A 25,584-nucleotide genomic window follows, 5' to 3' on the forward strand; every position below is an offset into this window, starting at 1 on the left:
CGCGCCTCCCGTGGATGATGTAGCCACGCTCATCAGAGCGTCGCCGCCACCTCGTCAGAGATCTCGCCGTTGTGGTAAACCTCCTGCACATCGTCGCAGTCTTCGAGCATGTCGATAAGACGCAGCAGTTTCGGCGCGGTTTCCGCGTCCATGTCCGCTTTGGTGGACGGGATCATGGACACTTCGGCGTTATCTGCTTTCAGGCCAGCGGCTTCCAGCGCGTCGCGCACGGCGCCCATCTCTTCCCAGGCGGTGTAGACGTCGATTGCACCATCGTCATAGGTCACCACATCTTCCGCGCCCGCTTCCAGCGCCGCTTCCATGATGGTGTCTTCGTCACCGGCTTCAAAAGAGATAACCCCTTTCTTGCTGAACAGGTAAGCGACGGAGCCGTCGGTGCCGAGGTTGCCGCCGCACTTGCTGAACGCGTGACGCACTTCGGCAACGGTACGGTTGCGGTTGTCAGAGAGGCACTCGACCATTACCGCGGTGCCGCCAGGGCCGTAACCTTCATAAATGATGGTTTCCATGTTCGCGTCTTCGTCACCGCCCACGCCGCGCGCGATAGCGCGGTTTAAGGTGTCACGCGTCATGTTGTTGGAGAGCGCTTTATCGATAGCCGCGCGCAGACGCGGGTTGGAGCCCGCATCGCCGCCACCGAGGCGCGCTGCCGTTACCAGCTCGCGAATAATTTTAGTGAAGATTTTACCGCGCTTGGCATCCTGTGCCGCTTTGCGGTGTTTGGTGTTGGCCCATTTACTATGACCTGCCATAAAAATATCTCCAGAAAGCGCGCCTTCTCAGGCCGCGTGAATAACAAATTCTTCAATCGCCTGCCGGTTGCTCCAGGACTTGGTGAGCGCCGCCGCATCGGCGGCGTCAACCCAGCGGTAGGTCAGGTGTTCGGTAAACACGATCTCCCGCTCCGTCGGCAAGGCCAGACAGAACCAGGACTCCGTGTTCCGCATCACCCCCGGCGCATAGCGATGACGTAAATGACTAAAAATTTCAAACTCCACCGTGCGCTGACAGTCCATCAAGGTCAGTTGCTCGCGGGCAACATCAATAGAGACCTCTTCCTTTACTTCACGCGCGGCGGCCTGCGGCGAGGTCTCTCCGTCTTCCAGGCTGCCGGTGACCGACTGCCAGAAATCAGGATCGTCGCGCCGCTGCAACATCAGCACCCGTTTCGTGTCGGCGGCGTAAATCACCACCAGCACGGAAACGGGACGCTTATAGGGCATTTATTCGTTCTCCGAAGACGCATTAGCGTCTTTAGCATCTTTCTTCACCACCGCGATACCCAGCTCGCCAAGCGCGGTCGGGTTCGCAAAGCTCGGCGCTTCGGTCATCAGACACGCCGCGGCGGTGGTTTTCGGGAAGGCGATAACGTCACGGATGTTATCGGTGCCGGTCAGCAGCATGGTCAGACGGTCAAGACCGAACGCCAGGCCCGCGTGCGGCGGCGTACCGAATTTCAGCGCGTCCAGCAGGAAGCCGAATTTCTCGCGCTGCTCGTGTTCGTTGATGCCGAGAATGCCAAACACGGTCTGCTGCATGTCGCCACGGTGGATACGCACCGAGCCGCCGCCCACTTCGTAGCCGTTGATAACCATATCGTAGGCGTTCGCTACGGCCTCTTCCGGCGCGGCTTTCAGCTCGTCAGCGGTCATGTCTTTCGGTGCCGTAAACGGATGGTGCATCGCGCTCAGTCCGCCTTCGCCGTCGTCTTCAAACATCGGAAAGTCGATAACCCACAGCGGCGCCCATTTGGTTTCGTCGGTGAGGCTCAGATCTTTACCGAGCTTGAGGCGCAGCGCGCCCAGCGCGTCGGCGACCACTTTCTTGTTGTCGGCGCCGAAGAAAATCATGTCGCCATCCTGCGCGCCGGTGCGCTCAAGGATAGATTCCACGATCTCCGCGTTCAGGAATTTAGCGACCGGGCTGTTGATGCCGTCAAGACCGTTCGCGCGCTCGTTGACTTTGATGTACGCCAGGCCTTTCGCGCCGTAAATTTTGACGAAATTGCCGTAGTCGTCAATCTGCTTGCGGCTGAGCTGAGCGCCGCCCGGCACGCGCAGCGCGGCAACGCGGCCTTTCGGATCGTTGGCCGGGCCTGCAAATACCGCGAACTCGACGTTTTTCAGCAGGTCAGCGACATCCACCAGCTCCATCGGGTTGCGCAGATCCGGTTTGTCAGAGCCGTAACGACGCTCAGCTTCGGCGAAGGTCATGATCGGGAACTGGCCCAGATCGACGCCCTTCACGTCCAGCCACAGCTTACGAATCAGATCTTCCATCACCTCACGCACCTGCGGCGCGGTCATGAAGGAGGTCTCGACGTCGATCTGGGTGAACTCAGGCTGACGGTCGGCGCGTAAGTCTTCGTCGCGGAAGCATTTAACAATCTGATAGTAGCGATCGAAGCCGGACATCATCAGCAGCTGTTTGAACAGCTGCGGGGACTGCGGCAGCGCGTAGAACTTGCCTTTGTGCACGCGGGACGGCACCAGGTAGTCGCGCGCGCCTTCCGGCGTGGCTTTGGTCAGCATCGGGGTTTCGATGTCGAGGAAGCCGTGGTCATCCATAAAGCGACGCACGAAGCTGGTGATTTTAGCGCGGGTTTTCAGGCGCTGCGCCATATCCGGGCGACGCAGGTCGAGATAGCGGTACTTCAGACGCGCTTCTTCGCTGTTGACCTGGTTGGAGTCGAGCGGCAGCGGCTCGGCGCGGTTAATGATGTTCAGCTCGGTGGCGAACACTTCCACTTCGCCGGTCGCCATATCGCGGTTGACGTTTTTCTCGTCGCGGGCGCGCACGGTGCCGGTGATTTGAATACAGAACTCATTACGCAGTTCAGAGGCGAGGCCGAAGGCGTCGGCGCGATCCGGGTCGAAGAACACCTGAACAATGCCTTCACGATCGCGCATGTCGATAAAAATCAGACTGCCGAGATCGCGACGACGATTGACCCAACCACACAGAGTCACTTGCTGTCCGACGTGGGACAGATTGAGCTGCCCGCAATATTCTGTACGCATGAGATATCCCTTAATTTAGCCGCAGGCCGTTTGTCGCCTGCCCTGCAGGCACCACTGTCGCAGCTTTGGCTGAATGTCACTACTGGATGAAAAAAGGGGGCTATTATACTGGAAATTCCGCGCCGCGATAAGCCCGAAGCCGTGCGCCCGCGCGATTGCTGCGCGTAAATTGGCGCTTCTCACAAAATTTAACAAAAATAGACAACCGTGCTGCGCGCCACGCCAGTAAGGTACTCATCCAAAACACGCTTTTAAGGGGAGTCTCTATGTTAACGCTCAATCCCGCCGCCACCGCGCTGGTGGTTATCGATTTACAGGAAGGCATCCTTCCCTTTGCGGGCGGTCCGCACCGCGCTGAAGACGTCGTCGCGCGCGCCGCACGGCTGGCCGAAAAATGCCGCGCCGTCGGCGCGCCGGTCGTAATGGTGCGCGTCGGCTGGTCGAAAGATTTCGCCGAAGCGCTCAAGCAACCGGTGGATTCGCCCATCGCCGGGCAAACGCTGCCTGCAGAGTGGTGGCACTATCCGGTGGCGCTCGGCAAACGCGACACCGATATCGAAGTGACGAAACGCCAGTGGGGCGCCTTCTACGGCACCGATCTGGAGCTACAATTACGTCGTCGCGGCATTACGACCATCATTCTGTGCGGCATCTCCACCAATATTGGCGTGGAATCCACCGCGCGTAACGCCTGGGAGATGGGCTTTGAACTGGTCATCGCCGAAGACGCCTGCTCCGCCGCCGATGCCGACCAGCACGACGGCAGCATGACGCACATTTTCCCGCGCCTCGGACGGGTGCGTTCCACAGAGGAGATCCTCGCAGCCCTATGATTTATCTCGGTCTGCCGCAGTGGTCGCACCCGCGATGGGTGCGGCTTGGCATTACATCGCTTGAAGATTACGCCCGCCATTTTAACTGTGTGGAAGGCAATACCACGCTCTACGCGCTGCCGAAGGCGGAGATTGTCGGGCGCTGGCATGCGCAGACCCACGATGATTTCCGCTTCTGTTTTAAATTTCCGGCGACCATTTCGCATAACGCCGCGCTGCGCCACTGTGAGGATTTGACCGCCGAATTTTTCGCCCGCATGGCGCCGCTCGACGCTCGCATCGGCCAGTACTGGCTGCAGTTGCCCGCCGCGTTCGGCCCGCGCGATCTGCCTGCGCTCTGGGCGTTCCTTGACGCCCTGCCCCGCGAGTTCACGTACGGCGTGGAGGTCCGCCATCCCGATTTCTTCGCTAAAGGCGAGGCGGAGCTGGCGCTCAATCGCGGGCTTATCGCGCGTGGCGTTAATCGCGTGATGCTCGACAGCCGCCCGGTGCATGCCGCCCGGCCGAACAGCCCGGCGGTTATCGACGCCCAGCGCAAAAAGCCCAAAGTGCCGGTTCACGCGCTGGTCACGGCGCAGCATCCGATGGTGCGGTTTATCGGCAGCGACGATATGGCGCAAAACGCCGATTTCTTTACGGTGTGGCTCGCCAAACTCGCGCTGTGGCAGCAGACCACAACACCCTATCTCTTTTTACACACGCCGGACATCGAACACGCGCCGGAGCTGGTGCATACGCTCTGGCCCCGGCTTCGCGACGCGCTGCCGACCCTTGGCGACGAGCCCGCCATCCCGCATCAGGACACCCTCTTTTAGAGCAGCGACAACAGGCACGCGCCACGCTATCATAAAGGCGCCATTAACAGCGTTAAACGGAGTTTCTATGGTAAGCGCGCTTTATGCGGTTCTGGGTGCGTTGTTGTTGATGAAGTTCTCTTTCGATGTGGTTCGCCTGCGCATGCAGTATCGCGTCGCGTATGGCGATGGCGGTTTCAGCGAGCTGCAAAGCGCTATCCGCATTCACGGCAACGCGGTGGAGTATCTGCCCATCGGCCTGTTGCTGCTGCTGTTTATGGAGATGAACGGCGCGCAAAACTGGATGCTCCACGTCTGCGGTTTGCTGCTGCTGGCCGGGCGACTGATGCATTATTACGGCTTCCATCACCGGCTGATGCGCTGGCGGCGCAGCGGCATGAGCGCCACCTATACCGCGCTGCTGCTGATGGTGCTGGTCAACATCTGGTATATGCCCTGGGAGTTGGTTTTCTCCTTCCATTAGCGCAAAATACGCCCCTTTCGTTTTCCCCAGGATTTACGCTATGTCTAATCGCGACACGCTGTTCTCCGCGCCTATCGCCCGTCTGGGCGACTGGACTTTCGATGAGCGGGTGGCTGAAGTCTTCCCCGATATGATCCAGCGTTCCGTGCCGGGCTATTCCAATATCATCGCTATGATTGGCATGCTGGCGGAGCGCTTTGTTCAGCCCGCAAGCCAGGTTTACGATCTCGGCTGTTCGCTTGGCGCGGCCACGCTCTCGGTGCGCCGCAACGTGCGTCACGACGGCTGTAAAATTATCGCGGTGGACAATTCGCCCGCCATGGTGGAGCGCTGCCGTCGCCATATCGACGCCTTTAAAGCGCAAACGCCGGTCGAGGTGATTGAAGACGATATCCGCAATATCACCATCGAGAACGCCTCTATGGTGGTGCTCAACTTCACGCTCCAGTTCCTGAACCCGAACGACCGCCAGCTGCTGCTCAATAAAATCTATGAGGGGCTTAACCCCGGCGGCGCGCTGGTGCTCTCTGAAAAATTCAGCTTTGAAGACAGCGAGGTCGGCGAGCTGCTGTTCAACATGCATCATGATTTCAAGCGCGCCAACGGCTACAGCGAGCTGGAAATCAGCCAGAAGCGCAGCATGCTGGAAAACGTGATGCTGACCGATTCCGTGGAAACCCATAAAGCGCGTCTGCGTCAGGCCGGTTTTGAGCACAGCGAACTCTGGTTCCAGTGCTTTAACTTTGGCTCGCTGGTGGCGCTGAAAGCCGGGAGCGCGGCATGATCGATTTCGGTAAGTTTTATCAGCAGATAGCCTGTGGCCCGCTCGCTCACTGGCTCGAAACGCTGCCCGCCCAGGTCGCCGCCTGGCAGCGCGACGCCCTGCACGGCCAGTTTAAGCAGTGGAAAAATTCGCTCGATAATCTCCCGGCGCTGGTGCCGGATCGGCTCGATCTGCTGCACAGCGTCAGCGCGCAGAGCGATACGCCGCTCAGCGACGGCCAGCGTAAGCGCATTGAGCAGCTGCTGCGCACGCTGATGCCGTGGCGCAAAGGGCCGTTCTCGCTCTATGGCATCGATATCGACACCGAATGGCGCTCCGATCTCAAGTGGGACCGCGTGCTGCCGCATATTACGCCGCTTACCGGCCGCACTATTCTCGATGTGGGCTGCGGCAGCGGCTATCACCTCTGGCGCATGGTCGGCGCGGGCGCGCAGCTCGCGGTCGGCATCGACCCGACGCAGCTGTTCCTGTGCCAGTTTGAGGCGGTGCGCAAGCTGCTGGGCGGCGATAACCGCGCGCACGTGCTACCGCTCGGCATTGAACAGATGCCCGCGCTGAACGCGTTCGACACGGTGTTTTCCATGGGCGTGCTCTATCACCGCCGTTCGCCGCTGGAGCATCTCTGGCAGCTCAAAGATCAGCTGGTGAACGAGGGCGAGCTGGTGCTGGAAACGCTGGTGGTGGAAGGCGACGAGAATACCGTGCTGGTGCCCGGCGAGCGCTACGCGCAGATGCGTAACGTCTACTTTATTCCGTCTGCGCCAGCGCTAAAAAACTGGCTGGAGAAGTGCGGTTTTGTGGATGTGCGCATTGCGGATTACTCGGTCACCACCGTGGAAGAGCAGCGCCGCACCGCCTGGATGCAGACGGAGTCGCTGGCCGATTTCCTCGACCCTCAGGATGCCACGAAAACCTGCGAAGGCTACCCCGCCCCGCTGCGCGCCGTCCTGGTCGCACGCAAACCGTGATAACGTCTCCCGCCTACCACGAGCGGGAGCATAGCGGTTATTTCGGAATACGCAGCACCTGGCCCGGATAGATTTTTTCCGGGCTGGTCAGCATCGGCTTATTGGCCTCGAAGATTTTCGGGTACTGATTCGCATCGCCATACACGTCTTTTGAAATCGCGCTCAGCGTGTCGCCTTTTTTCACCGTGTAATACTGGCTCTCCGGCGCGGGGCTTGCCACCGCCACGTTATCGGCGACATGGCCGATGCCCGCGATGTTCCCCACCGCCACCAGGATTTTCTCTTTAGCTTCCTGGCTTAACCCCTCGCCGGTGACGGTTGCTTTGCCGTCATCGACCTGCACCTGGACTTTATCGGCGTCCGGGATGCCGGTTTTCTTGAGGTGTTCCTGCACTTTGGCGTTCTGCGCGGCGGCATCGTCATGCCCGGAGACGCTGTCCCAGATTTTCTCGCCCGCTTCTTTGACAAAATTAAGTAAGCCCATCATTCCTCCTCAAAAAAAATTCACCTGAGAAGTCTGGCAAAGAAACGGCGAAATAAACCAGGCGGCAGCGTGCCGGTTGCGTTAAAAGCGAACAGCCTGACGAAAAAACCGCGGCCACACGCGCCTAAAAAAAAGCCCGGCAATGCCGGGCAATTGTCTGCTGTTGGCCGCTATTTTGATGCGCAGCGTGCGTACCACTCATGGTTTACCCGCTCGCTGCACGCCTGCGGATCGTTGAGATTACGGCACAGCGGCGGCACCGCAGGCGGCGTGTCGCAGGTGGCCTGCGAAGCGTCGGCGTCTGGATGTGTCGCCTCGCCCTGGTAAACCGTCGACGGCGTTTTTGGCGTATCCGGCGTCGTCTGCGCCGCTCCCGGCAGCAGCGCGCGCACGCCGGTGATAATGGCGAAGAACAGCAGCGCCAGCAGCACTTTTTTCTTCATGCCCGCGCGTTTCGGGGCCGGTTTTTTGCGATAGCGTTGCAGCGCGCCCGGGTAGCGCCAGAGATCGGTCCAGGCGAGCAGTAGCGTCACTACCACAAAGATCCCCAGCGCGAGCCTGCCGCAGACCAGCGCGATAACGAGGCTCACGACGCAGAACGGAATGACATGCGCCAGCAGCCGCCAGCGTTTGCGCCGTGGCGAGTAGATAAACCGCGGCAGCAGTCGCTCGCTCAGCGCCGTGTCGGTGCCTGACAGTGACCGGGTGAGGCCTGACCACAGCGCCAGCGGCACCGCGCCCACTACCATCGCCACCACCGGCGCCACCAGCACGCGAAGCACCACGCCGAGCGGGGTTATCGAGCCGTCGTAAATCGCCGGCAACATCCAGCCGAACGTAGCCATCATCAGTCCGATAAACCAGAGGCCGCGCAACATTGGCACGTTGGTGTTGGTGAGCCTGGCAGACGTCTGCTCCCAGGCGTGGATATCCGCGCCCGCAAAGCGCGGGATGAGTGCCGGATGACCAATCTCCAGCCGGTCGGTCAGCTGCGCGCAGGCGCTCCAGTCGTCGTCGGTATAGTCGAGCCCCGCCAGCATCCGCGCATCCTCATCCTGCGCGCCCAGCACCATGCGTGCCGCCCGGTGCGCCGACGTGTCGTCCGGCGCGTCGCGCAGCGCCGAAAGCGTCGCAAACAGGCGTTCATCGTCGTCGCGCGCGACGGCCCGCGCCCACAGCTCCGGTAAGTCGGGCCGCTCGCCGCGCGCCTCATCCCAGTGAAACAGCGCGCAGAGCGTGGCAAACCGCTCCGTGGACCAGTCGGGTATTTCATCGAGCAGCGCCAGCGCCAGGCGCTGCAACTGAAGCTGGCCGTCGTAGCTTTGCAGCCAGGCGGTATGCGCCAGCGCGCGCAGCTGCGCGAGGTAACGGTCGTCCTGGCCTTCCGCCAGCGCCGCCCCCATCTCGTCGGCGAAAGGCGCCAGCAGCACGCCGCGCAGGCGGGTTTGCTGCGCGGTATCAAACGCCAGCGTCTGCCCGGCCGTCAGCCACTGAAACAGCGCCTGTGCGCGTGCCGCAAGCCCGGACTCACTGGAAGAGAAATGCGACAGACAGCGCGCCAGCACTCCTTTTTCAAACGCGACGCCCTCGCCCATCGCCCGCGCCTGGAGCCAGCGCGCGTTGAGATTTTCTTCCGTCAGCCCGTCGAGCCACTGGTTAACGCGCGGCGACGCGCTCCCCGTCAAAGACGGCGCGGGATCGATACCCGGCGGGCGCGTGGATTCAGGCTCGCTGACGCTCTGTTCGTCATCATCAAAACGCGGCGCAACGTCCGCCGGGCTTGCCGCCTGCCCCACATCCTGAGGCGCGAACGGCGCATCCGTCACCGCTTGCGTTGGTTCGTCGTCGCCCCACCGCGCGCGGGCATATTCCAGCGCCTCTTCATAGGCATCGCGCAGCGTCTGAAACCCTTGCGGGTCTTCATCCGGGCGGCAGGTTTTGAGTCGTTTCGCGTAGGCGCGTTTAACGGCGCGCTCATCCGCGCCGGGCTCCAGGCCGAGGATCTCGAGAAAGCGCATCAGAAAAGCCACATCCCGGCTTCGATAGCGTCCGCCTTCAGGGTTATCTCCTGACGGGCGCTGTCAATGCGCGCGTCGTCCTGGCTCTCCAGCGCCTGCTGAAAACACGCGCCGAGATAGCTGATTTCTTCACGCATCTCGCCGGTGTTTTCCTGATACAACCGGTCAAGGCGCGCCAGCAGATGGGTGTTAGGCTGACGCTCGCGCGGGTGAATTTTCAGCGCCTGCAATGCCGTCAGCCGCTGGGCTATATCCTCGGGCGTCAGTACGCCGGGGTTGTTTTCGATAATCAGCTGATGACGCTGGCCGGTCAGCGGCACGGTGACTTCCGCCTCCAGAATGCCGTTAACGTCATAGGTAAAACGCACGTCCAGCGAGACCTCGCCCGCCGGTTTTGGCGGCACCGGCACGCGCATATGGCCAAGCTCAATATTGTCTTTCACGAGGCGGCTCTCGCCCTGATAAATCGTGAACGCCACCATGGTCTGATTATCGTAAAGCGTGCTGACGGTTTTCACGCGGCTCACCGGCACCACCACGTTGCGCTCGATGATAGGCAGATAGTGGCCCTCGTCATGATGACGGCCAAACGCTTTAACGGTTTCGATGCCAAGCGTATACGGGCAGACGTCGGTCAGCACCACTTCTTCGAGCGCCGCGTCGCGTTTTTTCAGCGCCGCCTGAACGGCCGCGCCAAGGGCTATCGCTTCGTCCGGATTAATGGATACCGACGGAAAACGGCCAAACAGGCTGGCGGCGAGACGGCGCACCAGCGGCATGCGGGTCGCGCCGCCCACCAGCAGAATGTCATCGAGATCGGCCACCCGGATGCGGGCGTCGCGCAGCGCGCGCTCAATCGGCTGACGCAGACGGGTCAGCAGCGGCGCGAAAATCTCGTTCAGCTCGCCCTGATGAAGGGTCTCGCTCCAGGTCTTATCTTCGGCACGCAGCGTAAACGTCGCGGTATGCTGTTCGCCGAGCGCCTGACGCACGCGCTCTGCCTCGCGGCGCAGCGCGTGGGTATGCGCGCGCGGATCCGGCAGGCCGCCTGCCGCCATCTGGCGCGACACGAAAAAGTCGATCAGCGCCTGGTCGAAATCTTCGCCGCCGAGAAAGTTGTCGCCTGCGCTGGCGCGCACTTCCATCACGCCTTCAAATAGCTCAAGCACCGAGACGTCAAAGGTGCCGCCGCCGAGGTCGAACACCAGAAACGTCCCCTCCTCGCCCTGACGGTGCAGGCCATAGGCCAGCGCCGCGGCGGTCGGCTCGTTAATCAGTTTTTCAACCTTTAGCCCCGCCAGCTCCCCCGCCACCTTCGTGGCTTTGCGCTGGGCGTCGCTGAAATAGGCCGGTACGCTGATGACCGCCTCGGTCACCGGCTCGCCGCAGGCGCGTTCGATATCGTCTTTGAGGCTTTTCAGTACCAGCGCCGACAGCTCCTCGGCGCGAAACAGCTTATCGCCGAGCCGGACAGTCCAGGCGGTGCCCATATGGCGTTTGAAAAGCGCAGTGGTGAGATGCGGGTGCGTGTGCAGGCGCTCCCGCGCGGCTTTGCCGACCAGCACGCGGCCTTCGTCGTCAAGGCCGACCACACTTGGCGTGAGCAACTCCCCCAGCGCATTGGTGATAAGCCGCGGGTTGCCGTCCTGCCAGACGGCGGCGAGGCTGTTGGTGGTACCAAGATCGATGCCGACGATCATCCTGTTCTCCCTTGTTCAGGCAATGCGGTTGTCTTTAACAGAAACTGACGCTGCGTGGCATCTTCCTTGAGCCCGCCCCGAAAGACAAGACGAGGACCAGATTTGGTAGTGGGCTGCCGTCGGGCATAAAAAAAGCCCCGGCAAAAGACCGGGGCCTGGTACGAGCAAGCATCATATTGGGCGACATGATGTGCGGTAAAAACTGAGGGCAAAAATCATTGCGCTGACAACATCGCCGCCTTCATGGCGGCTACCGCGTTGCCATCCACCTGGTAACGGGCATATTCGTCGGCGCTGGCGCCCGATGACATCGAGACGCCGGTGTTGCGATAGCGCATGGGAGACGCGCTCTGGATGCCCGCTGAGCTGTGAAGCTCGTCTATCCCCTGCGCCAGAAACAGGTCGAGGTTACTTAGCCGCACCCCTGCACCAGCCATAATGATTGGAGCACGCGACTGTCGTTTTAGTTCCGTAATTAATGAAATTCCTTTTTCCGCCGTCGCCTGCTGCCCGGAAGTGAGAATGCGCGCCACGCCGAGATCGGTTAATTCTTCCAGCGCTTTCAAGGGGCTGGCGCACATATCGAAGGCGCGATGAAAGGTGACGGCCATGCCGTCGGCGGCGCGCATTATTTTGCGCATCCGCGCGATATCCACTTCGCCGTCCTCATTTAAGACGCCGGTCACCAGCCCCGCGAAGCCGAGCTCGCGGATAAACGCGATGTCGTCGAGCATCGCCGCGAACTCATCGGCGCGATAGCAAAAATCGCCGCCGCGCGGACGCACGATCGGATGAACGGGGAGGGTTATCTGCGCCCGCGCGCCCTTCAGCACGCCCGCCGACGGCGTTAAACCGCCTTCATTCACCGCCGAGCAGAGCTCAATGCGGTCTGCGCCCGCCTCCTGCGCGGTCACTGCGCACGCCAGGCTGTAACAACAAATTTCCAGTAACGGCATGGTTAACTCCCTGTTAATTAAAGTAGTGGTCAGCGTCGGCTAAACAACCTAGTCTGGAAACACGCTTGCACCAGGACAACCTATCATGGCATTCAATTTCGACGAAGAGATCAACCGCCGTCACAGCGACAGCAGTAAGTGGAACACTCATGACGAATCGGTATTGCCGATGTGGGTGGCCGACACCGATTTTCGCTCGCCCGCCTGTATTACCGACGCGCTGATAGCGCGCGTCGGGCACGGCGTTTTCGGCTACGGCGCGCATCCAAAGGGGCTTGCGCAGGCGTTTGTCGACTGGTGCGAGCGACGCTACGGGTGGCGCGTGGATCCGCAGTGGCTGGTGTTTTTACCGGGGATTGTCGCCGGGCTGAATCTCTCGGTGCGCGCGTTTACCGCCCCTGACGAGACGACCATCGCCCCGACGCCGATTTACCCGCCGTTTCGCAAGTCCGCCGCGTTCGCCGGACGCGCGCAGATTAACGCGCCACTACAGACGCGCGGGCAGCGCCTGGCGCTCGATATCGACAGCCTGCGCGCGCAGCTTACCGGGCGCGAAAAACTGCTGATGCTCTGCAACCCGCAAAACCCTGGCGGTACGGCTTACCGCCGCGAGGAGCTGGAGGCGCAGCTGGCACTCGCGCAGGAGCGCGATCTGATTGTCTGCTCCGATGAAATCCACTGCGATCTCATCCTTGAGCCAGGCGTGCGTCATATTCCGTTCGCCTCGCTCAGCGAAGACGCCGCGCGGCGCTCCATCACGCTGATGTCGCCGTCCAAGACGTTCAACATCGCCGGGCTTGGCGCATCGGTGGCGGTCATCCCGGATGCCCGGCTTCGCCAGCGCTTTAGTGAGACGCGCGCCGGGATCGTGCCGAACGTGGACGTACTGGCGCTGACGGCCGCCGAAGCGGCATGGCGCGGCGGCGAGCCGTGGCTTGAGGAGCAACTGATTTATCTGCGCCGCAATCGCGATCGCCTGTATGACGCGATACGCGCGCTGCCGGGGCTCGATATGCTGCTGCCGGAGGCGACCTATCTCGCCTGGGTGGACGCGTCAGGGCTCGGCGTGGACAACCCGACGCGCTTCTTTAAAGAGCAGGGGCTCGGCTTCTCTCCTGGTGCGGATTTTGGCGACCCGCAGTACGTGCGCATTAACTTCGGCTGCACGGCCGCCACGCTGGAAACGGCCATCGCGCGCCTGACGCGCGCGGTTGAGGCCGCGTACATCAGGGCTTAAACACCGCGCGCACGCAGCCGTCTTCTTTATTCTTAAACATTTCATAGCCACGCGGCGCGTCTTCCAGCGAGAAGCGGTGCGTGGCGAGGAAATCGGTACGCAGTTCCCCCCGCGAGGCGTGATCCAGCAGGCGTTTCATATAGCTTTGCCCGTGCTGCTGGGCGGTGCGAATGGTTAAGCCTTTATTCATCGCCACGCCGAGCGGGAATTTATCCATCATCCCGTAGACGCCGAGAATAGCGAGCGTGCCGCCTTTCCGGCAGGCGCGGATCGCCTGACGCAGCGCCGCGCCGATATCGGTGTGCATCTTGAGCGCCTGTTTGGTGCGGTCATAAGCATATTCCAGCCCTTCGCCGTGCGCCTCCATGCCGACCGCGTCGATGCAGCTGTCCGGGCCGCGGCCGCTGGTTATTTCAAGCAACGCCTCGTAGATATCTACTTTGGTGTAATCGAGCGGGATGGCGCCCACCAGATCGCGGGCCATCGCCAGGCGCTCCGGGAAGCGGTCGATGGCGATCACTTTTTCCGCGCCCATCAGGTACGCGCTTTGCGCGGCCATCAGCCCGACGCCGCCGCAGCCCCAGACCGCGACCGTGTCGCCGGGGTGGATATTACAGAAATCCGCGCCCATGTAGCCCGTCGGCGCCGCGTCCGAGAGAAACAGCGCCTGTTCGTCAGAGACGCTTTCCGGCACCACAAAACAGTCGTTATCCGCGAACGGCACGCGCACATACTCGGCGTGCGAACCGGCATAGCCGCCGAAGGCGTGGCTGTAAGCGTAAATGCCCGCGGTGGGATAGCCGAGGATTTTCTCCTGCATATGCGCGTTCGGGTTGGTGTTATCGCAGCAGGAGGTGAGGCCGTGGTTGCAGTACCAACAGGCGCCGCACGAGATAAACGACGGCACCACGACGCGGTCGCCGCGGCGGATGTTTTTCACCTCCGGGCCCACTTCCACCACTTCGCCCATGAATTCGTGGCCGAGAATATCGCCCTCTTCCATGCTCGGAATCAGGCCGTCGATGACGTGAAGATCGGAGCCGCAGGTGGTGGTGAGCCCCACTTTCAGGATCACATCCTGCGGATTAACCAGGACAGGGTCGCTCACGGTCTCGACCCGCAGATCGTTCACGCCATTCCAGCAAAGTGCTCGCATCGTTTATTCCTCCACCTTGTCCATGCCGCCGTGACGCCCCGCCGGTTGCGGGGTGTTGGTGGCGATTTCACCGGTTTCGGCGAGGTTCTTAAAGCGTCGCAGCGCCTGGCTCAGCATCGCCTCAGGCACCAGATCGATTTTTTTCGACAGCCATTCGCCAAGAAAACCGCCCGGCGGGTCGAAGTGCAGCGCCAGCGTCACTTCGGTGCCGCGCTCCTCAGAGACATGGCGGAAAGTGAGCCTGCCGGCGTTCGGCACGGTGGCCTTTTTCTCCGACGCCCAGCTGATGTAGTGGCCGCGCTCTTCATCGACGATATACGCGTCCCATTCGATGTTTTTGCCAAGCGGCATCCGTACCGCCCAGTGGGACGCGGTATCGCTGAGAATAGTGATACGGGCGAAATGTTCCATAATGCGCGGCAGGGTTGAGGGGGCGCGCCAGAGATCAAACAGCTCCTCGGCGGAGCGGTGAATAAGCAGGGAGCGGCGCAGCCCCGGCTCATCACGGTTAATCCACAAATCAGTATGTTTTACGGTGTGTTGCATGAGTCTCTCCCATGGGGTCGAAAACAGGCGGCGGGTCTCTCCTTACGCTCTCTACAGGGTCATGCGGGAATGGATCCCCTGAATACTATAGACAAAAAAAGGGGCCAGACTTTGCGCCAGTCGGGCCCCGGACGTTAACGCGCGCGATTACTGCTGTTCGCTTGCAACGATCTCTTCGAGGGAATACGGGTGGAATTTGATAGTCACGATGCGGTCGGTCACGGCGAGCGTCGGGTTCGGCAGGCGTTCGTGCTCACCCGCAGGCGAACTGGTTTTCACCGCGATATCCGGCGCCATCAGCCCCTCATCGCCGAGCAGCGCCAGCGCGCGCTGGTTGAGCGTTTCCGGCGCGCCGGGCAGCACAATTTCAATATGTTCCCAGCCTTCATGCGGGTAGCGCTTCTCGCCAGGCCACGGTAGCTCGACGATGGTAAAGCGCCACGGGCCGACGCAGACGGGGTCGTCCAGCCGGAAGAGACAAATCGGGCGGCCATTAATGATGTTTTCGCTAAGCAGCGAGCCGCACTGCTCAAACCCGGCGCGCCAGCGCTCGGCGGTCGCGTTCTGGTGACAGCGCAGGGAGATGTGATCGGCGTGCAGGCCGGTAATGTCGAGCGCAAGACGCGCGGCGAGCGTCTGTAGCGCCGCCTCAAAGCGCGGCAGATCCGCGCGGATATCCTGGAGGGCGTCCACGGTGTGCCAGTGGGTCATCGGTTTTTCTCATTCGGTGACAAAGGCGCTAATCTACCCTGTTTGGCGCCGCCGCTCCAGCGCGCGCCGCCCTGCCCGCCGGTGCTGACGCCGCCGCCTAAATGCAGTATACTTTTGCCCTCTTTTTTCTTAAGACCGCACGCTGCCGCCCTTCGACAGGCAGCGTTATTAACGTAAGGTATCCCGGTGAATATTCAGGCTCTTCTCTCAGAAAAAGTCAGTCAGGCACTGATTGCCGCAGGTGCGCCTGCGGATTGCGAACCGCAGGTTCGTCAGTCAGCCAGAGCGCAGTTCGGCGACTATCAGGCTAACGGCGTGATGGCTATCGCGAAAAAACTGGGCATGCCGCCGCGACAATTCGCCGAGCAGGCTATGGCGCATCTGGATCTCACCGGGATCGCCGCGAAAACGGAAATCGCCGGTCCTGGCTTTATCAATATCTTCCTCGACCCGGCGTTTCTCGCGCAGCACGTCGAAGCGGCCGTCACCTGCGATCGTGCAGGGGTTGAAAAAATGGCCGCGCCGCAAACTATCGTGGTGGACTACTCCGCCCCGAACGTCGCCAAAGAGATGCACGTGGGCCATCTTCGCTCCACCATCATCGGCGATGCGTCCGTGCGCACCCTGGAATTCCTCGGTCACAACGTTATCCGCGCCAACCATGTCGGCGACTGGGGCACCCAGTTCGGCATGCTGATTGCCTGGCTTGAAAAACAGCAGCAGGAAAACGCCGGCGAAATGGCGCTCTCCGATCTCGAAGGGTTCTATCGCGAAGCCAAAAAACATTACGACGAAGACGAAGCGTTCGCGGCGCGCGCGCGCAGCTACGTGGTGAAACTGCAGGGCGGCGACGAATACTGCCGCGAGATGTGGCGCAAGCTGGTCGACATCACCATGGCGCAGAACCAGATAACCTATGAGCGCCTGAACGTGACCCTGACGCGCAAAGACGTGATGGGCGAAAGCCTCTATAACCCGATGCTGCCCGGCATCGTCGCCGACCTGAAAGCCAAAGGCCTGGCGGTGGAGAGCGAAGGCGCCACCGTGGTGTTCCTTGACGAATACAAAAATAAAGAAGGCGAGCCGATGGGCGTCATCATCCAGAAAAAGGATGGCGGCTACCTCTACACCACGACAGATATCGCCTGTGCGAAATACCGCTACGAAACCCTGCATGCCGACCGCGTGCTCTATTACATCGACTCCCGTCAGCACCAGCACCTGATGCAGGCGTGGACTATCGTGCGTAAAGCAGGCTACGTGCCGGAATCGGTGCCGCTGGAGCACCACATGTTCGGCATGATGCTCGGCAAAGACGGCAAACCGTTCAAAACCCGCGCGGGCGGCACCATCAAGCTTTCCGAACTGTTGGACGAAGCGCTGGAGCGCGCCCGTCGTCTGGTGGCGGAGAAAAACCCGGATATGCCTGCCGACGAGCTCGAAAAACTGGCGAACGCCGTGGGTATCGGCGCAGTGAAATACGCCGATCTCTCCAAAAGCCGCACCACCGATTACATTTTCGACTGGGATAACATGCTGGCCTTCGAAGGCAATACCGCGCCGTATATGCAGTATGCCTATACCCGCGTGCTGTCGGTGTTCCGCAAAGCGGGCGTGGCGGAGAGCGAACTGACTGCGCCGGTGGTGATTCAGGACGATCGCGAAGCGCAGCTCGCCGCGCGTCTGTTGCAGTTTGAAGAAACCCTGAGCGTGGTAGCCCGCGACGGTACGCCGCATGTGATGTGCGCGTATCTCTACGATCTGGCGGGTCTGTTCTCCGGCTTCTACGAGCACTGCCCTATCCTGAGCGCGGAAACCGACGCGCTGCGCCAGAGCCGCCTGAAACTGGCGCTGCTGACCGCGAGAACGCTGAAGCTTGGGCTGGAGACGCTCGGCATCGAAACCGTCGAGCGCATGTAATCTGTGCCTGCACGCAAAAAGGCCCGTCAGAGACGGGCCTTTTTACTGGCGCCTGCTCAATATTTTTGCGGCAGCTTGCCGATGGAAAACAGGCGGCCGCGCTGAATTTCGATATAACCGCCTTTGCGCAACTCCTGAATCACTTTCATCACGTAGCTTTTGGATAAATTGGTGGTGCTGGTAATGTACTGGCTGGCATTGATCTTCAGGCGCGTTTCCGGTGGTAATTCACCCAGGGTGATTAACGATTTGCGCACCAGCATATAGGAATCCGCCGCGAAAAAATGGTAATTTTTCCATAGCAGTACATGATAATAAAATGAGATAACGTGGGAGAGTTCTTCCCAGAGCATTTGCTCTTCAATAATCTTAAAAAACTCTGCCCGGTTAATTCTTTTAACCAGACTGTCTTCTCTTATTATTAACCGAAAGCGCTCAAAACGGACGTTATGCGGCTCAAGAGAAATACCGATAATAGTGGCTCGGTGGGTTTCAAAGAAAATAAGGTTATCCCAATCCCGCGTCAGCGCCAGACTGCCTGACAACAGGATATTGATATACTCTTCATTCTGCGTCAGGCATGAACCGCGAGGATATTCTTTAATCGTGCCATGACCCTGTAAGGCATTAATCAGCGCCCTTATCTGGGCCTCCGGCCGTTGAGGTAAAGGATAGTGGTTCATTTATTTATATGATCCATCAGGATTAGCGGCTTCGCAGACCGGCGCGGCCATATCGCCGACATACCTTAAGTCAGCCCGATATGCGAATGCGTTACCAAGTTATGCAATCGCGTAGCCAGACGAAAAACAGTGCGCTTTTATTAGGCTAATGTCATGACAGACATTAACGCGGCAAAAAGTCACCGAGCGACAGGCATCCATGAGCAGCATCTGGAAATAATATTCTTAGCGCAACGCAAAGAATCACAGGCGTCATAGCAGCGAAATTGCAGGGATTACCGGATTATTGTCTCAGCTAAAACGAATCAACAATAATGGCAGTGCGGCTCGCATCTTAAAGTCTGACAACGAAAAAACAAGTCAAAATCAATTACTTTTTTGGAGAAATTTAATATTGAAAATATATTATTGGCCGAGTAAGCGCATTATTAATATCATCAAAGCCATAAAGAGAAAATTTCTGTCTGAATAAGCTAATACTGATGATTTAAAACTCTTACTGGTAATGCGGTAAACCGGGCGTCTGACGCGGCGCTGAATAAAACCGCAAACGCCCGGTTGAATGGCCGCCGCGCGTCGGGATTGCGCGGCGGCAGGCATGATTAGAGGAAAGTGCGCAAATATTCCGTCAGGCAGAGAATCGCCATCGCCTGGCCGTAGGGCATCGAGGTTAACGGGATCTGACGATAAAACGCCAGGTCGCTTCCCATGCCGGTGCCGAAGGAGACCTGCAGCAGTTCGCCCTGCGGCGAGACGTTCGCCACCACGCCTTTAATGGCTTTCTCTGCGACCGCGGCATAGTCCTTGCCGATATAACGCTTGCGTACCGCTTTTAGCAGGCCATACGCGAAACCGGCCGTGGCGGAGGCTTCGAGATAGGAGTCCGGGTGGTCCAGCAGCGTATGCCACAAGCCGCTGTCGTCCTGGCATCTGGCGAGCGCCGCCGCCTGGCGCTCCAGCACCTGAATCAGATAACGGCGCACCGCGTGGTTTTCCGGCCAGTCCATTAACTCCAGAAAATCCGGGATAACGATAGTCAGCCAGCTGTTGCCGCGCGCCCAGCGGGCTTTGGCGAAATTATGGTTGCCGTCGTAATTCCAGCCGTGGAACCACAGGCCGGTTTCCCGGTCCATCAGGTTCTGCACATGCAGTAGGAACTGATACACGGCCTCGTCGACGTACGCCGGTTTGTTCAGCAGCTTGCCGATTTTCGCAAGCGGCAGCACGGTCATCATCAGCGTGTCGTCCCACATCTGCTGGTGATTCTCTTCGGCAAGGGTGATGTGCTGCATACCGCCGTCGTCGGTGCGCGGCATGTCATACATCGCCCACTCCGCCCAGCTCTCAAGCCACGGCAGCAGCCGGGTGTCGCCCGTTTCTTCGTAGCGGTAAGCGAGCGTCAGAAACGGCGCCATCGTGTTGACATTTTTGGTGGTCGCGCCTTCGGCAAAGCGCGCGGTAAACCAGTCGTCGATGATGGCGCGCATCCGCGCGTCGCCGGTCTGGCGGTAATAGTGATAGATACCGTAGAGCCCCACGCCGTGCGTCCACTCCCAGCCCGCCCAGCCTTTGGTGTCAATCACGCGTCCGTCATCCAGGCGCAGCAGGAACTGGCCGGTCTCATCCTGAATATTGATAAGGTTGTCGGTAATGTTATGGATAATCGCCTTCAGTTCGTCGCGGGCAATGAAACGTTCGGGCTGACGCAGCAGCGGGCTGTGTTTTACAGGCCAGATAGTCATTAGCTTAACCTCTGTGTGGTATCAAATTCAGGCGTTGTCTCTTTGAGCGCCGGCGCGGCCGGCTTGTTACGATTCAGGAAACCGATGTTGTTGTTACCCCACAGATTTTCATAGGGCATCCCGGCCAGCATCTCGACGGTCGCACGGTTCGCCGGGCTGATGCTCTCCGGCATGACGCGGCCGCTGGCGCGCATTCTGGCGGTCTCTTCGCGCAGGATGCTGTGGGTTTTGAGGTTCAGCTTAAAGCGCAGCGAAACCAGGAAGCCGCAGGCAAGCACAAGAAGGGTGCCCACGCTCAGGATAGTCAGGATGGTATGGCTCACCGCGGGCGCCTGCGTGCTCTGGCCAGAAACAAAGCCGGACATCTGCATCACAATCCCCACCAGCATCACCGCGCCCGCCTGCGAGGCTTTACGGGTCAACGTCATAATGCCGGCGAAAATCCCCTCGCGGCGCTGGCCGGTGACCACTTCATCAACATCCGCGATGTAGGTATAGGTGTTCCACGGCACATAGTTAATGCCGCCGCGACCGAGGCCCGCCAGGGCGGAGACCAGCAGCAGCAGCGCGTAGATATCGCTCATGCCGGTGTAATAGAGCAGCGCGTAAGAGAGTGAGCTCAGGCCAAACAGCATAACCACCATGCGATAGGACGGTGCGGGTCCGAAGCGAATACACAGCGGGATCATCGCAATGACGGCGATAAACTGGAAAATCGCCATGGTGCCGAGCAGGTTCGAGGCGACCGACGCCTCCTGCATCAGCACAAACACCACGTAGTAGGTAAATACGGCGTTGAACACGTCCTGGGCGATATAGCCGCCGAGGTACATGCCAAGATGCTGGCGGAAAATCTTAATGCGCAGCGTGGAGGAGAGTTCGACGAACAGGCGGCGCAGGCTCTGGCCGAGCGTCAGGTGTTTTTTCTCTTCTTCGGCCTGCAGCGCCGCTTGCGACCAGGCCTCACGCGGGCGCTCCCAGGTGAAAATCCACACCAGCGTCAGCATGATGGCGCACAGCACCGAGAACACCAGGCTCGCATAGAAAAACGACACCGCGTTATCTTTGCCAAAGTGCGACAGCAGGACGCCTGGCAGGAACGACGCCAGAATGGCGGACATCTGCGCCATTGAGATACGCGCGCCGGAGAATTTGGTTTTCTCTTTAAAATCGTCGGTCATTTCCGGCACCAGCGTTTCGTAAGGCACAAGGATCATGGTGTAGACCACGTCGAACAGCAGATAGGTGAGCAGGTAATACCAGAACCCCATCTCCCCGACCCACATCAGCGAGTAACTAAAAACGCAGGGGATGCCGAGCAAAATAAAGAACTTACGGCGCCCGAACCGGCGGCCAAACCAGGTGGTGCCGAAGTTATCGGTCAGAAAGCCCATCAGCGGGCTGACCACGGCGTCGGCGACCCTCGCCGTCGCGAAGATAAACGTCGCCTCAATCGGGCTTAAGCCGCAGAAGGTCGTGTAGAAATACAGAAGCCATGCTGCCGTCAGGGCGGTTGTTCCTGCGCCGAGGAAGTCTCCTGACCCATAGGCAAGGTAATTTGCCAGTCCTGGTTTACGCGTTTTCATCGCCGTCACCCTGTGTGTTTTTATTGGGAGCCCCGGTCGTGCGGGAGCTATCACGGCTAAAGTAAAAGTATGGCGGGTGGGAAACCTTTCTTTTTCTGCCACCTGCAACGGGAACCTGGCAAAAATACAAAGAGCGCTGCCACCAACCTCACTGATTTATAAAACAGCGTTTCGATGGGTTCAAAGCGAGAGTTCAGAATTGCGAGCCAGCCGCCAAAAACGCGGCGGCTGAGGAAGGTAACGCGCTTTGCGCGTGAGGAACGGGATTAGCGGTAGTTAACGATGACCTGGCTGCTGCGCACCTGGAGTGCCGGGAACAGCCTGCCGCCGCCGGGGACTTCAAAGATAAAATGCAGCGGCTCGGTTGCCGCCACATTAGTAAACGCGCGCGTGGTGCCAGCCTCGTCATCCACCTGCACGCAGCGGGTTTGCGAGCACAGACGCGCCACCATGCCAGCGGGCGTCGGGCCAATCAGCTCATAGCGCCACGACACCACCGTCATCACGCCCCAGGCCGAAGGATCGGCGGCCAGCACCGGCGACGAAGCCGCCATTCCGCGCTGGCTTATTACCGGGCCCATCGCGCTTGCCTGCCAGGCGCCCTCTCCGGCGGCGTTCGCCAGAGAAGAAGCCATCAGCAGCGTTGTCAGCCAGAACGCGCGCATTATTTACCTCCGATGCTCGACGTCATACGGATGTTGCGGTTGTCAGACAGCTCAAGGTTCGAAAGCACCACCAGCTGCGGCAGATTGCGGCGCAGGAAGCGCGCCAGCAGCGGACGCAGCGCATGGTTAACCAGCAGCACCGGCGGCGCGCCCAGCATCTCCTGACGCGACAGCGCCTCCTGCGCCTGCTCAAGAAGACGGTCGGCAAGACCCGGCTCCAGACCGCCGCCGCCCTGCAGGGCCTGCAGCAGCAGACGCTCCAGCGCGGTATCAAGCCCAATAACCTGCACTTCATCATTACCCGGGAACCACTGCTGGGTAATAGCGCGCCCCAGCGCCACGCGCACCACCGAGGTGAGCTCGTGCGGGTCGCTCTGAATAGGCGCATGTTCCGCCAGCGTCTCCAGAATGGTACGCATATCGCGAATAGGCACTTTCTCAGAGAGCAGGTTTTGCAGCACTTTATGCAGCGTGGTGAGCGTCACGACGCCCGGCACCAGATCTTCAGTCAGTTTCGGCAGCTCTTTGCTGACGCGATCAAGCAGCTGCTGCGCCTCCTGACGACCAAACAGTTCGGCGGAATATTGCGCAATCAGGTGGTTAAGATGGGTCGCGACCACGGTGCTCGCTTCAACCACCGTAAAGCCCTGAATTTGCGCCTGCTCTTTCAGCGCGCTTTCAATCCAGATAGCGGCCAGACCGAACGCCGGATCGATAGTCGGCTCGCCCGGCAGAGAGCCTGCGGCGGTACCGGGGTTAATCGCCAGCCAGCGGCCCGGATAGGCCTCACCGCTGCCGATCTCCACGCCCTTCATCAGAATGCGATAGCGGGCCGGCGGCAGATCCATATTGTCGCGGATATGCACCACCGGCGGCAGGAAGCCAAGATCCTGCGCGAATTTCTTACGGATACTGCGGATACGGCCCAGCAGTTCGCCGTCCTGTTGCATATCCACCATCGGGATCAGGCGGTAGCCCACTTCCATCCCCAGCGAATCTTCAAGCTGAACGTCGTTCCAGGTCGCTTCCACCGCCTGCGGATTATCCGGCTGAACGACCGGCGCAGGCGCGGCAGGCGCCTGTTGCTCGCGGCCACGCATCCACCAGGCGAGGCCCAGCAGCGCGGCGGTAAACAGCAGGAACACAAAGTTAGGCATCCCCGGCACCATGCCGAGCAGGCCGAGAACGGCGGCGCTCAGCACCATCACGCGCGGGTTGTTGAACAGCTGGCCGACCATCTGCTCGCCAACGTCCTGATCGGTGGCGACGCGGGTCACGATAACGCCCGCCGCGGTCGAAATCACCAGCGCCGGGATCTGGGCAACCAGACCGTCACCGATGGTCAGCAGCGTATAGCTCTCCGCCGCGTGCCCTACCGGCATGCCATGCTGCACAACACCCACCAGCAGACCGCCGATAATGTTGATCGCCATGATAAGCAGACCGGCGACGGCGTCACCACGCACGAACTTACTCGCACCGTCCATCGAACCGTAAAAGTCCGCTTCCTGGGTGACTTCGGTACGGCGTTTTTTCGCCTCTTCTTCGCCGATAAGCCCGGCGTTGAGGTCGGCGTCGATAGCCATCTGTTTGCCTGGCATCCCGTCGAGCACAAAGCGCGCGCCGACTTCCGCGATACGCCCGGCACCTTTGGTGATAACCATGAAGTTGATGATAACGAGGATGATGAACACCACGATACCGATGGCGAAGTTGCCGCCCACCAGGAAGTGGCCGAACGCTTCCACCACTTTACCCGCCGCCGCCGCGCCAGTGTGCCCGTCCATCAGAATGATACGCGTGGACGCGATGTTCAGCGCCAGGCGCAACAGCGTGGTAAACAGCAGAATGGTCGGGAACGCCGCGAACTCCAGCGTGCGCTGGGTGAACATCGCCACCAGCAGCACCATGATGGAAAGCGCGATGTTAAAGGTGAATAGCAAATCCAGGATGAAAGCCGGCAATGGCAGAACCATCATCGACAGGATCATCAGGATGATAACCGGCCCGGCGAGGATCTGCCATTGGGTCGATTTCAAATTGCCAGGCAGGCGCAGCATTGCCACCAGATTAGCCATCAGTGTCCTTCTCGTTCATAAAATCCAGCGCCTCAGGCACCGGAAGGTTTTCAGGTTTCTTCGGAATCAAACCGCCAGCGAGACGCCAGCGCTTGAGTTGCCATACCCATGCCAGTACTTCCGCCACGGCGGCATAAAGCTGCCCTGGGATCTGCTGACCAATTTCCGCATGCCGGTATAACGCACGCGCCAGCGGCGGCGCTTCCAGCATCGGAATGCGATGTTCATTGCCGATTTCACGTATACGCAGCGCGACCAGCCCTGCGCCTTTGGCCACCACTTTCGGGGCGTTCATCTTGTTCTCGTCATACTGCAACGCCACCGAATAGTGGGTCGGGTTGTTGACGATAACGTCGGCTTTCGGCACGTCCGCCATCATGCGACGACGGGCCGCTTCGCGCTGCTGCTGACGAATGCGCCCTTTCACGTGCGGGTCGCCTTCCTGGTTCTTAAATTCGTCGCGAATATCCTGGCGCGACATGCGTAATTTTTTGGTGTGGCTGACTATCTGCCAGAACACGTCGAAGCCGACCATCGGCACCAGGCCCATGACAATCAGCACGCAGCACAGCGCCACCAGATTCATAGAGTCGCGCATGGCCGCGACAGGCGATTCGCTGATAAGGCGCATCATGTCCGGCCAGTTGTACCAGAGGAAACACCCGGCCACGACGCCAACCAGCGCTGATTTCATTATCGCTTTCAGCAATTCCGCCAGCGATTGCGATGAAAAAATACGTTTGATGCCGGGCAGCGGGTTCAGCTTGTTGAACTTAAACGCCACGGCTTTGGTATTGAACAGCAGGCCGCCGAGCAGCATTGGCGCGAACATCGCGACAATCACCAGGCCCATAATCAGCGGCACCAGCGCCATCAGCGACTGCTTAATCAGAAAGCTAATCTGGCCGACGACGAGCTTAGGGTCGTTAATAATGCTGTGATCGAAATGCAGACCGTGCGCGAGCATCGCCGCCAGCTGGCGCGCCAGGAGCGATCCGCCAACCCACAACACCGCGACGCCGACCAGCAGCATCAGCATGGAGGTCAACTCTCGCGATCGGGGGATTTGCCCTTCCTCACGCGCTTTTTCTAGTCGGTGGGGTGTGGGGGCTTCTGTTTTGTCGTCGCTATCGTCTGACACGATTCGATTCTCACTACACGTTGCCTGTGCCTATCATGCCAAAGGGCGCCCGCGCTA

At 59.9% G+C, this 25,584-nt stretch carries 23 protein-coding genes; 7 read left to right on the forward strand and 16 right to left on the reverse strand.

Annotated features, from left to right (window positions below; all coding sequences use genetic code 11):
* Positions 1-32 precede the first annotated feature (32 nt).
* Genes AFK67_RS12290 through aspS form a run of 3 tightly spaced genes read right to left on the reverse strand, consistent with a single transcriptional unit; the run spans position 33 to position 3,041 of the window.
* The gene (locus AFK67_RS12290) at positions 33-773 is read right to left on the reverse strand and encodes a YebC/PmpR family DNA-binding transcriptional regulator (RefSeq protein WP_007719323.1); all 741 of its coding nucleotides are present in this window, start codon (positions 771-773) and stop codon (positions 33-35) included.
* Between the two features lie 27 nt (positions 774-800).
* A complete protein-coding gene (nudB, locus tag AFK67_RS12295; RefSeq protein ID WP_007719325.1) occupies positions 801-1,244 on the reverse strand; it encodes a dihydroneopterin triphosphate diphosphatase in 444 nt (147 codons plus the stop codon).
* Positions 1,245-3,041, reverse strand: coding sequence for an aspartate--tRNA ligase (gene aspS, locus AFK67_RS12300; protein WP_007719327.1), 1,797 nt, complete (start codon positions 3,039-3,041; stop codon positions 1,245-1,247).
* Positions 3,042-3,307: 266 nt separating this feature from the next.
* Between aspS and AFK67_RS12305 the strand changes: the two genes are divergently transcribed.
* The 5 genes from AFK67_RS12305 to cmoB all read left to right on the forward strand — a co-directional run bounded on the left by AFK67_RS12305 (position 3,308) and on the right by cmoB (position 6,904).
* Positions 3,308-3,874: a hydrolase gene (locus tag AFK67_RS12305; protein WP_038883305.1), complete on the forward strand. Its 567-nt coding sequence runs from the start codon at positions 3,308-3,310 to the stop codon at positions 3,872-3,874.
* Positions 3,871-4,689: a DUF72 domain-containing protein gene (locus AFK67_RS12310; protein WP_007719332.1), complete on the forward strand. Its 819-nt coding sequence runs from the start codon at positions 3,871-3,873 to the stop codon at positions 4,687-4,689. Before AFK67_RS12305 ends, AFK67_RS12310 begins: the two co-directional genes overlap by 4 nt.
* A 67-nt stretch (positions 4,690-4,756) precedes the next feature.
* A complete protein-coding gene (locus tag AFK67_RS12315) occupies positions 4,757-5,152 on the forward strand; it encodes an MAPEG family protein (protein WP_007719334.1) in 396 nt (131 codons plus the stop codon).
* Positions 5,153-5,192: 40 nt separating this feature from the next.
* Positions 5,193-5,936 carry a carboxy-S-adenosyl-L-methionine synthase CmoA gene (gene cmoA / locus AFK67_RS12320; protein WP_007719337.1) on the forward strand — a complete coding sequence of 248 codons (744 nt, stop codon included), beginning with the start codon at positions 5,193-5,195 and terminating at the stop codon, positions 5,934-5,936.
* Positions 5,933-6,904, forward strand: coding sequence for a tRNA 5-methoxyuridine(34)/uridine 5-oxyacetic acid(34) synthase CmoB (gene cmoB, locus AFK67_RS12325; RefSeq protein WP_007719340.1), 972 nt, complete (start codon positions 5,933-5,935; stop codon positions 6,902-6,904). The genes cmoA and cmoB overlap by 4 nt, the downstream gene beginning before the upstream one ends.
* 37 nt (positions 6,905-6,941) lie before the next feature.
* Here the strand turns inward: cmoB and lysM are convergent, their stop codons facing one another.
* The 4 genes from lysM to cutC all read right to left on the reverse strand — a co-directional run bounded on the left by lysM (position 6,942) and on the right by cutC (position 12,062).
* Positions 6,942-7,388: a peptidoglycan-binding protein LysM gene (lysM, locus tag AFK67_RS12330; RefSeq protein WP_007719342.1), complete on the reverse strand. Its 447-nt coding sequence runs from the start codon at positions 7,386-7,388 to the stop codon at positions 6,942-6,944.
* Positions 7,389-7,558: 170 nt separating this feature from the next.
* Positions 7,559-9,406, reverse strand: coding sequence for a J domain-containing protein (locus AFK67_RS12335; protein ID WP_038883301.1), 1,848 nt, complete (start codon positions 9,404-9,406; stop codon positions 7,559-7,561).
* The gene (locus AFK67_RS12340; protein ID WP_007719349.1) at positions 9,406-11,106 is read right to left on the reverse strand and encodes a molecular chaperone HscC; all 1,701 of its coding nucleotides are present in this window, start codon (positions 11,104-11,106) and stop codon (positions 9,406-9,408) included. The genes AFK67_RS12335 and AFK67_RS12340 overlap by 1 nt, the downstream gene beginning before the upstream one ends.
* 215 nt (positions 11,107-11,321) lie before the next feature.
* Positions 11,322-12,062 (reverse strand): copper homeostasis protein CutC, encoded by a 741-nt coding sequence (gene cutC / locus AFK67_RS12345; RefSeq protein WP_007719352.1) that lies wholly within the window; start codon positions 12,060-12,062, stop codon positions 11,322-11,324.
* An 85-nt stretch (positions 12,063-12,147) separates the two neighbouring features.
* Between cutC and AFK67_RS12350 the strand changes: the two genes are divergently transcribed.
* A complete protein-coding gene (locus AFK67_RS12350) occupies positions 12,148-13,299 on the forward strand; it encodes a MalY/PatB family protein (RefSeq protein WP_038883299.1) in 1,152 nt (383 codons plus the stop codon).
* Here AFK67_RS12350 and AFK67_RS12355 read toward each other — a convergent pair.
* From AFK67_RS12355 to AFK67_RS12365, 3 genes are all read right to left on the reverse strand, one after another.
* Positions 13,289-14,455 carry a zinc-dependent alcohol dehydrogenase gene (locus AFK67_RS12355; protein ID WP_007719356.1) on the reverse strand — a complete coding sequence of 389 codons (1,167 nt, stop codon included), beginning with the start codon at positions 14,453-14,455 and terminating at the stop codon, positions 13,289-13,291. The two genes, AFK67_RS12350 and AFK67_RS12355, sit on opposite strands and share 11 nt — an antisense overlap.
* 3 nt (positions 14,456-14,458) lie before the next feature.
* Positions 14,459-15,001: an SRPBCC family protein gene (locus tag AFK67_RS12360; RefSeq protein ID WP_007719359.1), complete on the reverse strand. Its 543-nt coding sequence runs from the start codon at positions 14,999-15,001 to the stop codon at positions 14,459-14,461.
* A 147-nt stretch (positions 15,002-15,148) separates the two neighbouring features.
* Positions 15,149-15,712 (reverse strand): VOC family protein, encoded by a 564-nt coding sequence (locus AFK67_RS12365; RefSeq protein ID WP_007719362.1) that lies wholly within the window; start codon positions 15,710-15,712, stop codon positions 15,149-15,151.
* Positions 15,713-15,898: 186 nt separating this feature from the next.
* Here AFK67_RS12365 and argS point away from each other — a divergent pair, with 186 nt between their 5' ends.
* Positions 15,899-17,632, forward strand: a complete 1,734-nt coding sequence (gene argS, locus AFK67_RS12370; RefSeq protein WP_007719365.1) for an arginine--tRNA ligase — start codon at positions 15,899-15,901, stop codon at positions 17,630-17,632.
* 56 nt (positions 17,633-17,688) lie between these two features.
* Here the strand turns inward: argS and AFK67_RS12375 are convergent, their stop codons facing one another.
* The 6 genes from AFK67_RS12375 to flhB all read right to left on the reverse strand — a co-directional run bounded on the left by AFK67_RS12375 (position 17,689) and on the right by flhB (position 25,527).
* Positions 17,689-18,315: a helix-turn-helix domain-containing protein gene (locus AFK67_RS12375; RefSeq protein WP_007719384.1), complete on the reverse strand. Its 627-nt coding sequence runs from the start codon at positions 18,313-18,315 to the stop codon at positions 17,689-17,691.
* 602 nt (positions 18,316-18,917) lie between these two features.
* Positions 18,918-20,057, reverse strand: coding sequence for a beta-galactosidase BglB (bglB, locus tag AFK67_RS12380; protein ID WP_007719391.1), 1,140 nt, complete (start codon positions 20,055-20,057; stop codon positions 18,918-18,920).
* A complete protein-coding gene (locus AFK67_RS12385; protein WP_032967024.1) occupies positions 20,057-21,643 on the reverse strand; it encodes an MFS transporter in 1,587 nt (528 codons plus the stop codon). Before AFK67_RS12385 ends, bglB begins: the two co-directional genes overlap by 1 nt.
* Before the next feature lie 266 nt (positions 21,644-21,909).
* The gene (flhE, locus tag AFK67_RS12390) at positions 21,910-22,308 is read right to left on the reverse strand and encodes a flagellar protein FlhE (protein ID WP_007719397.1); all 399 of its coding nucleotides are present in this window, start codon (positions 22,306-22,308) and stop codon (positions 21,910-21,912) included.
* A complete protein-coding gene (gene flhA, locus AFK67_RS12395) occupies positions 22,308-24,386 on the reverse strand; it encodes a flagellar biosynthesis protein FlhA (protein WP_007719400.1) in 2,079 nt (692 codons plus the stop codon). The genes flhE and flhA overlap by 1 nt, the downstream gene beginning before the upstream one ends.
* Positions 24,379-25,527, reverse strand: coding sequence for a flagellar biosynthesis protein FlhB (flhB, locus tag AFK67_RS12400; protein WP_032967026.1), 1,149 nt, complete (start codon positions 25,525-25,527; stop codon positions 24,379-24,381). Before flhB ends, flhA begins: the two co-directional genes overlap by 8 nt.
* Between the last annotated feature and the right edge of the window lie 57 nt (positions 25,528-25,584).

Source organism: Cronobacter dublinensis subsp. dublinensis LMG 23823, from assembly GCF_001277235.1.
GTDB lineage: Bacteria > Pseudomonadota > Gammaproteobacteria > Enterobacterales > Enterobacteriaceae > Cronobacter > Cronobacter dublinensis.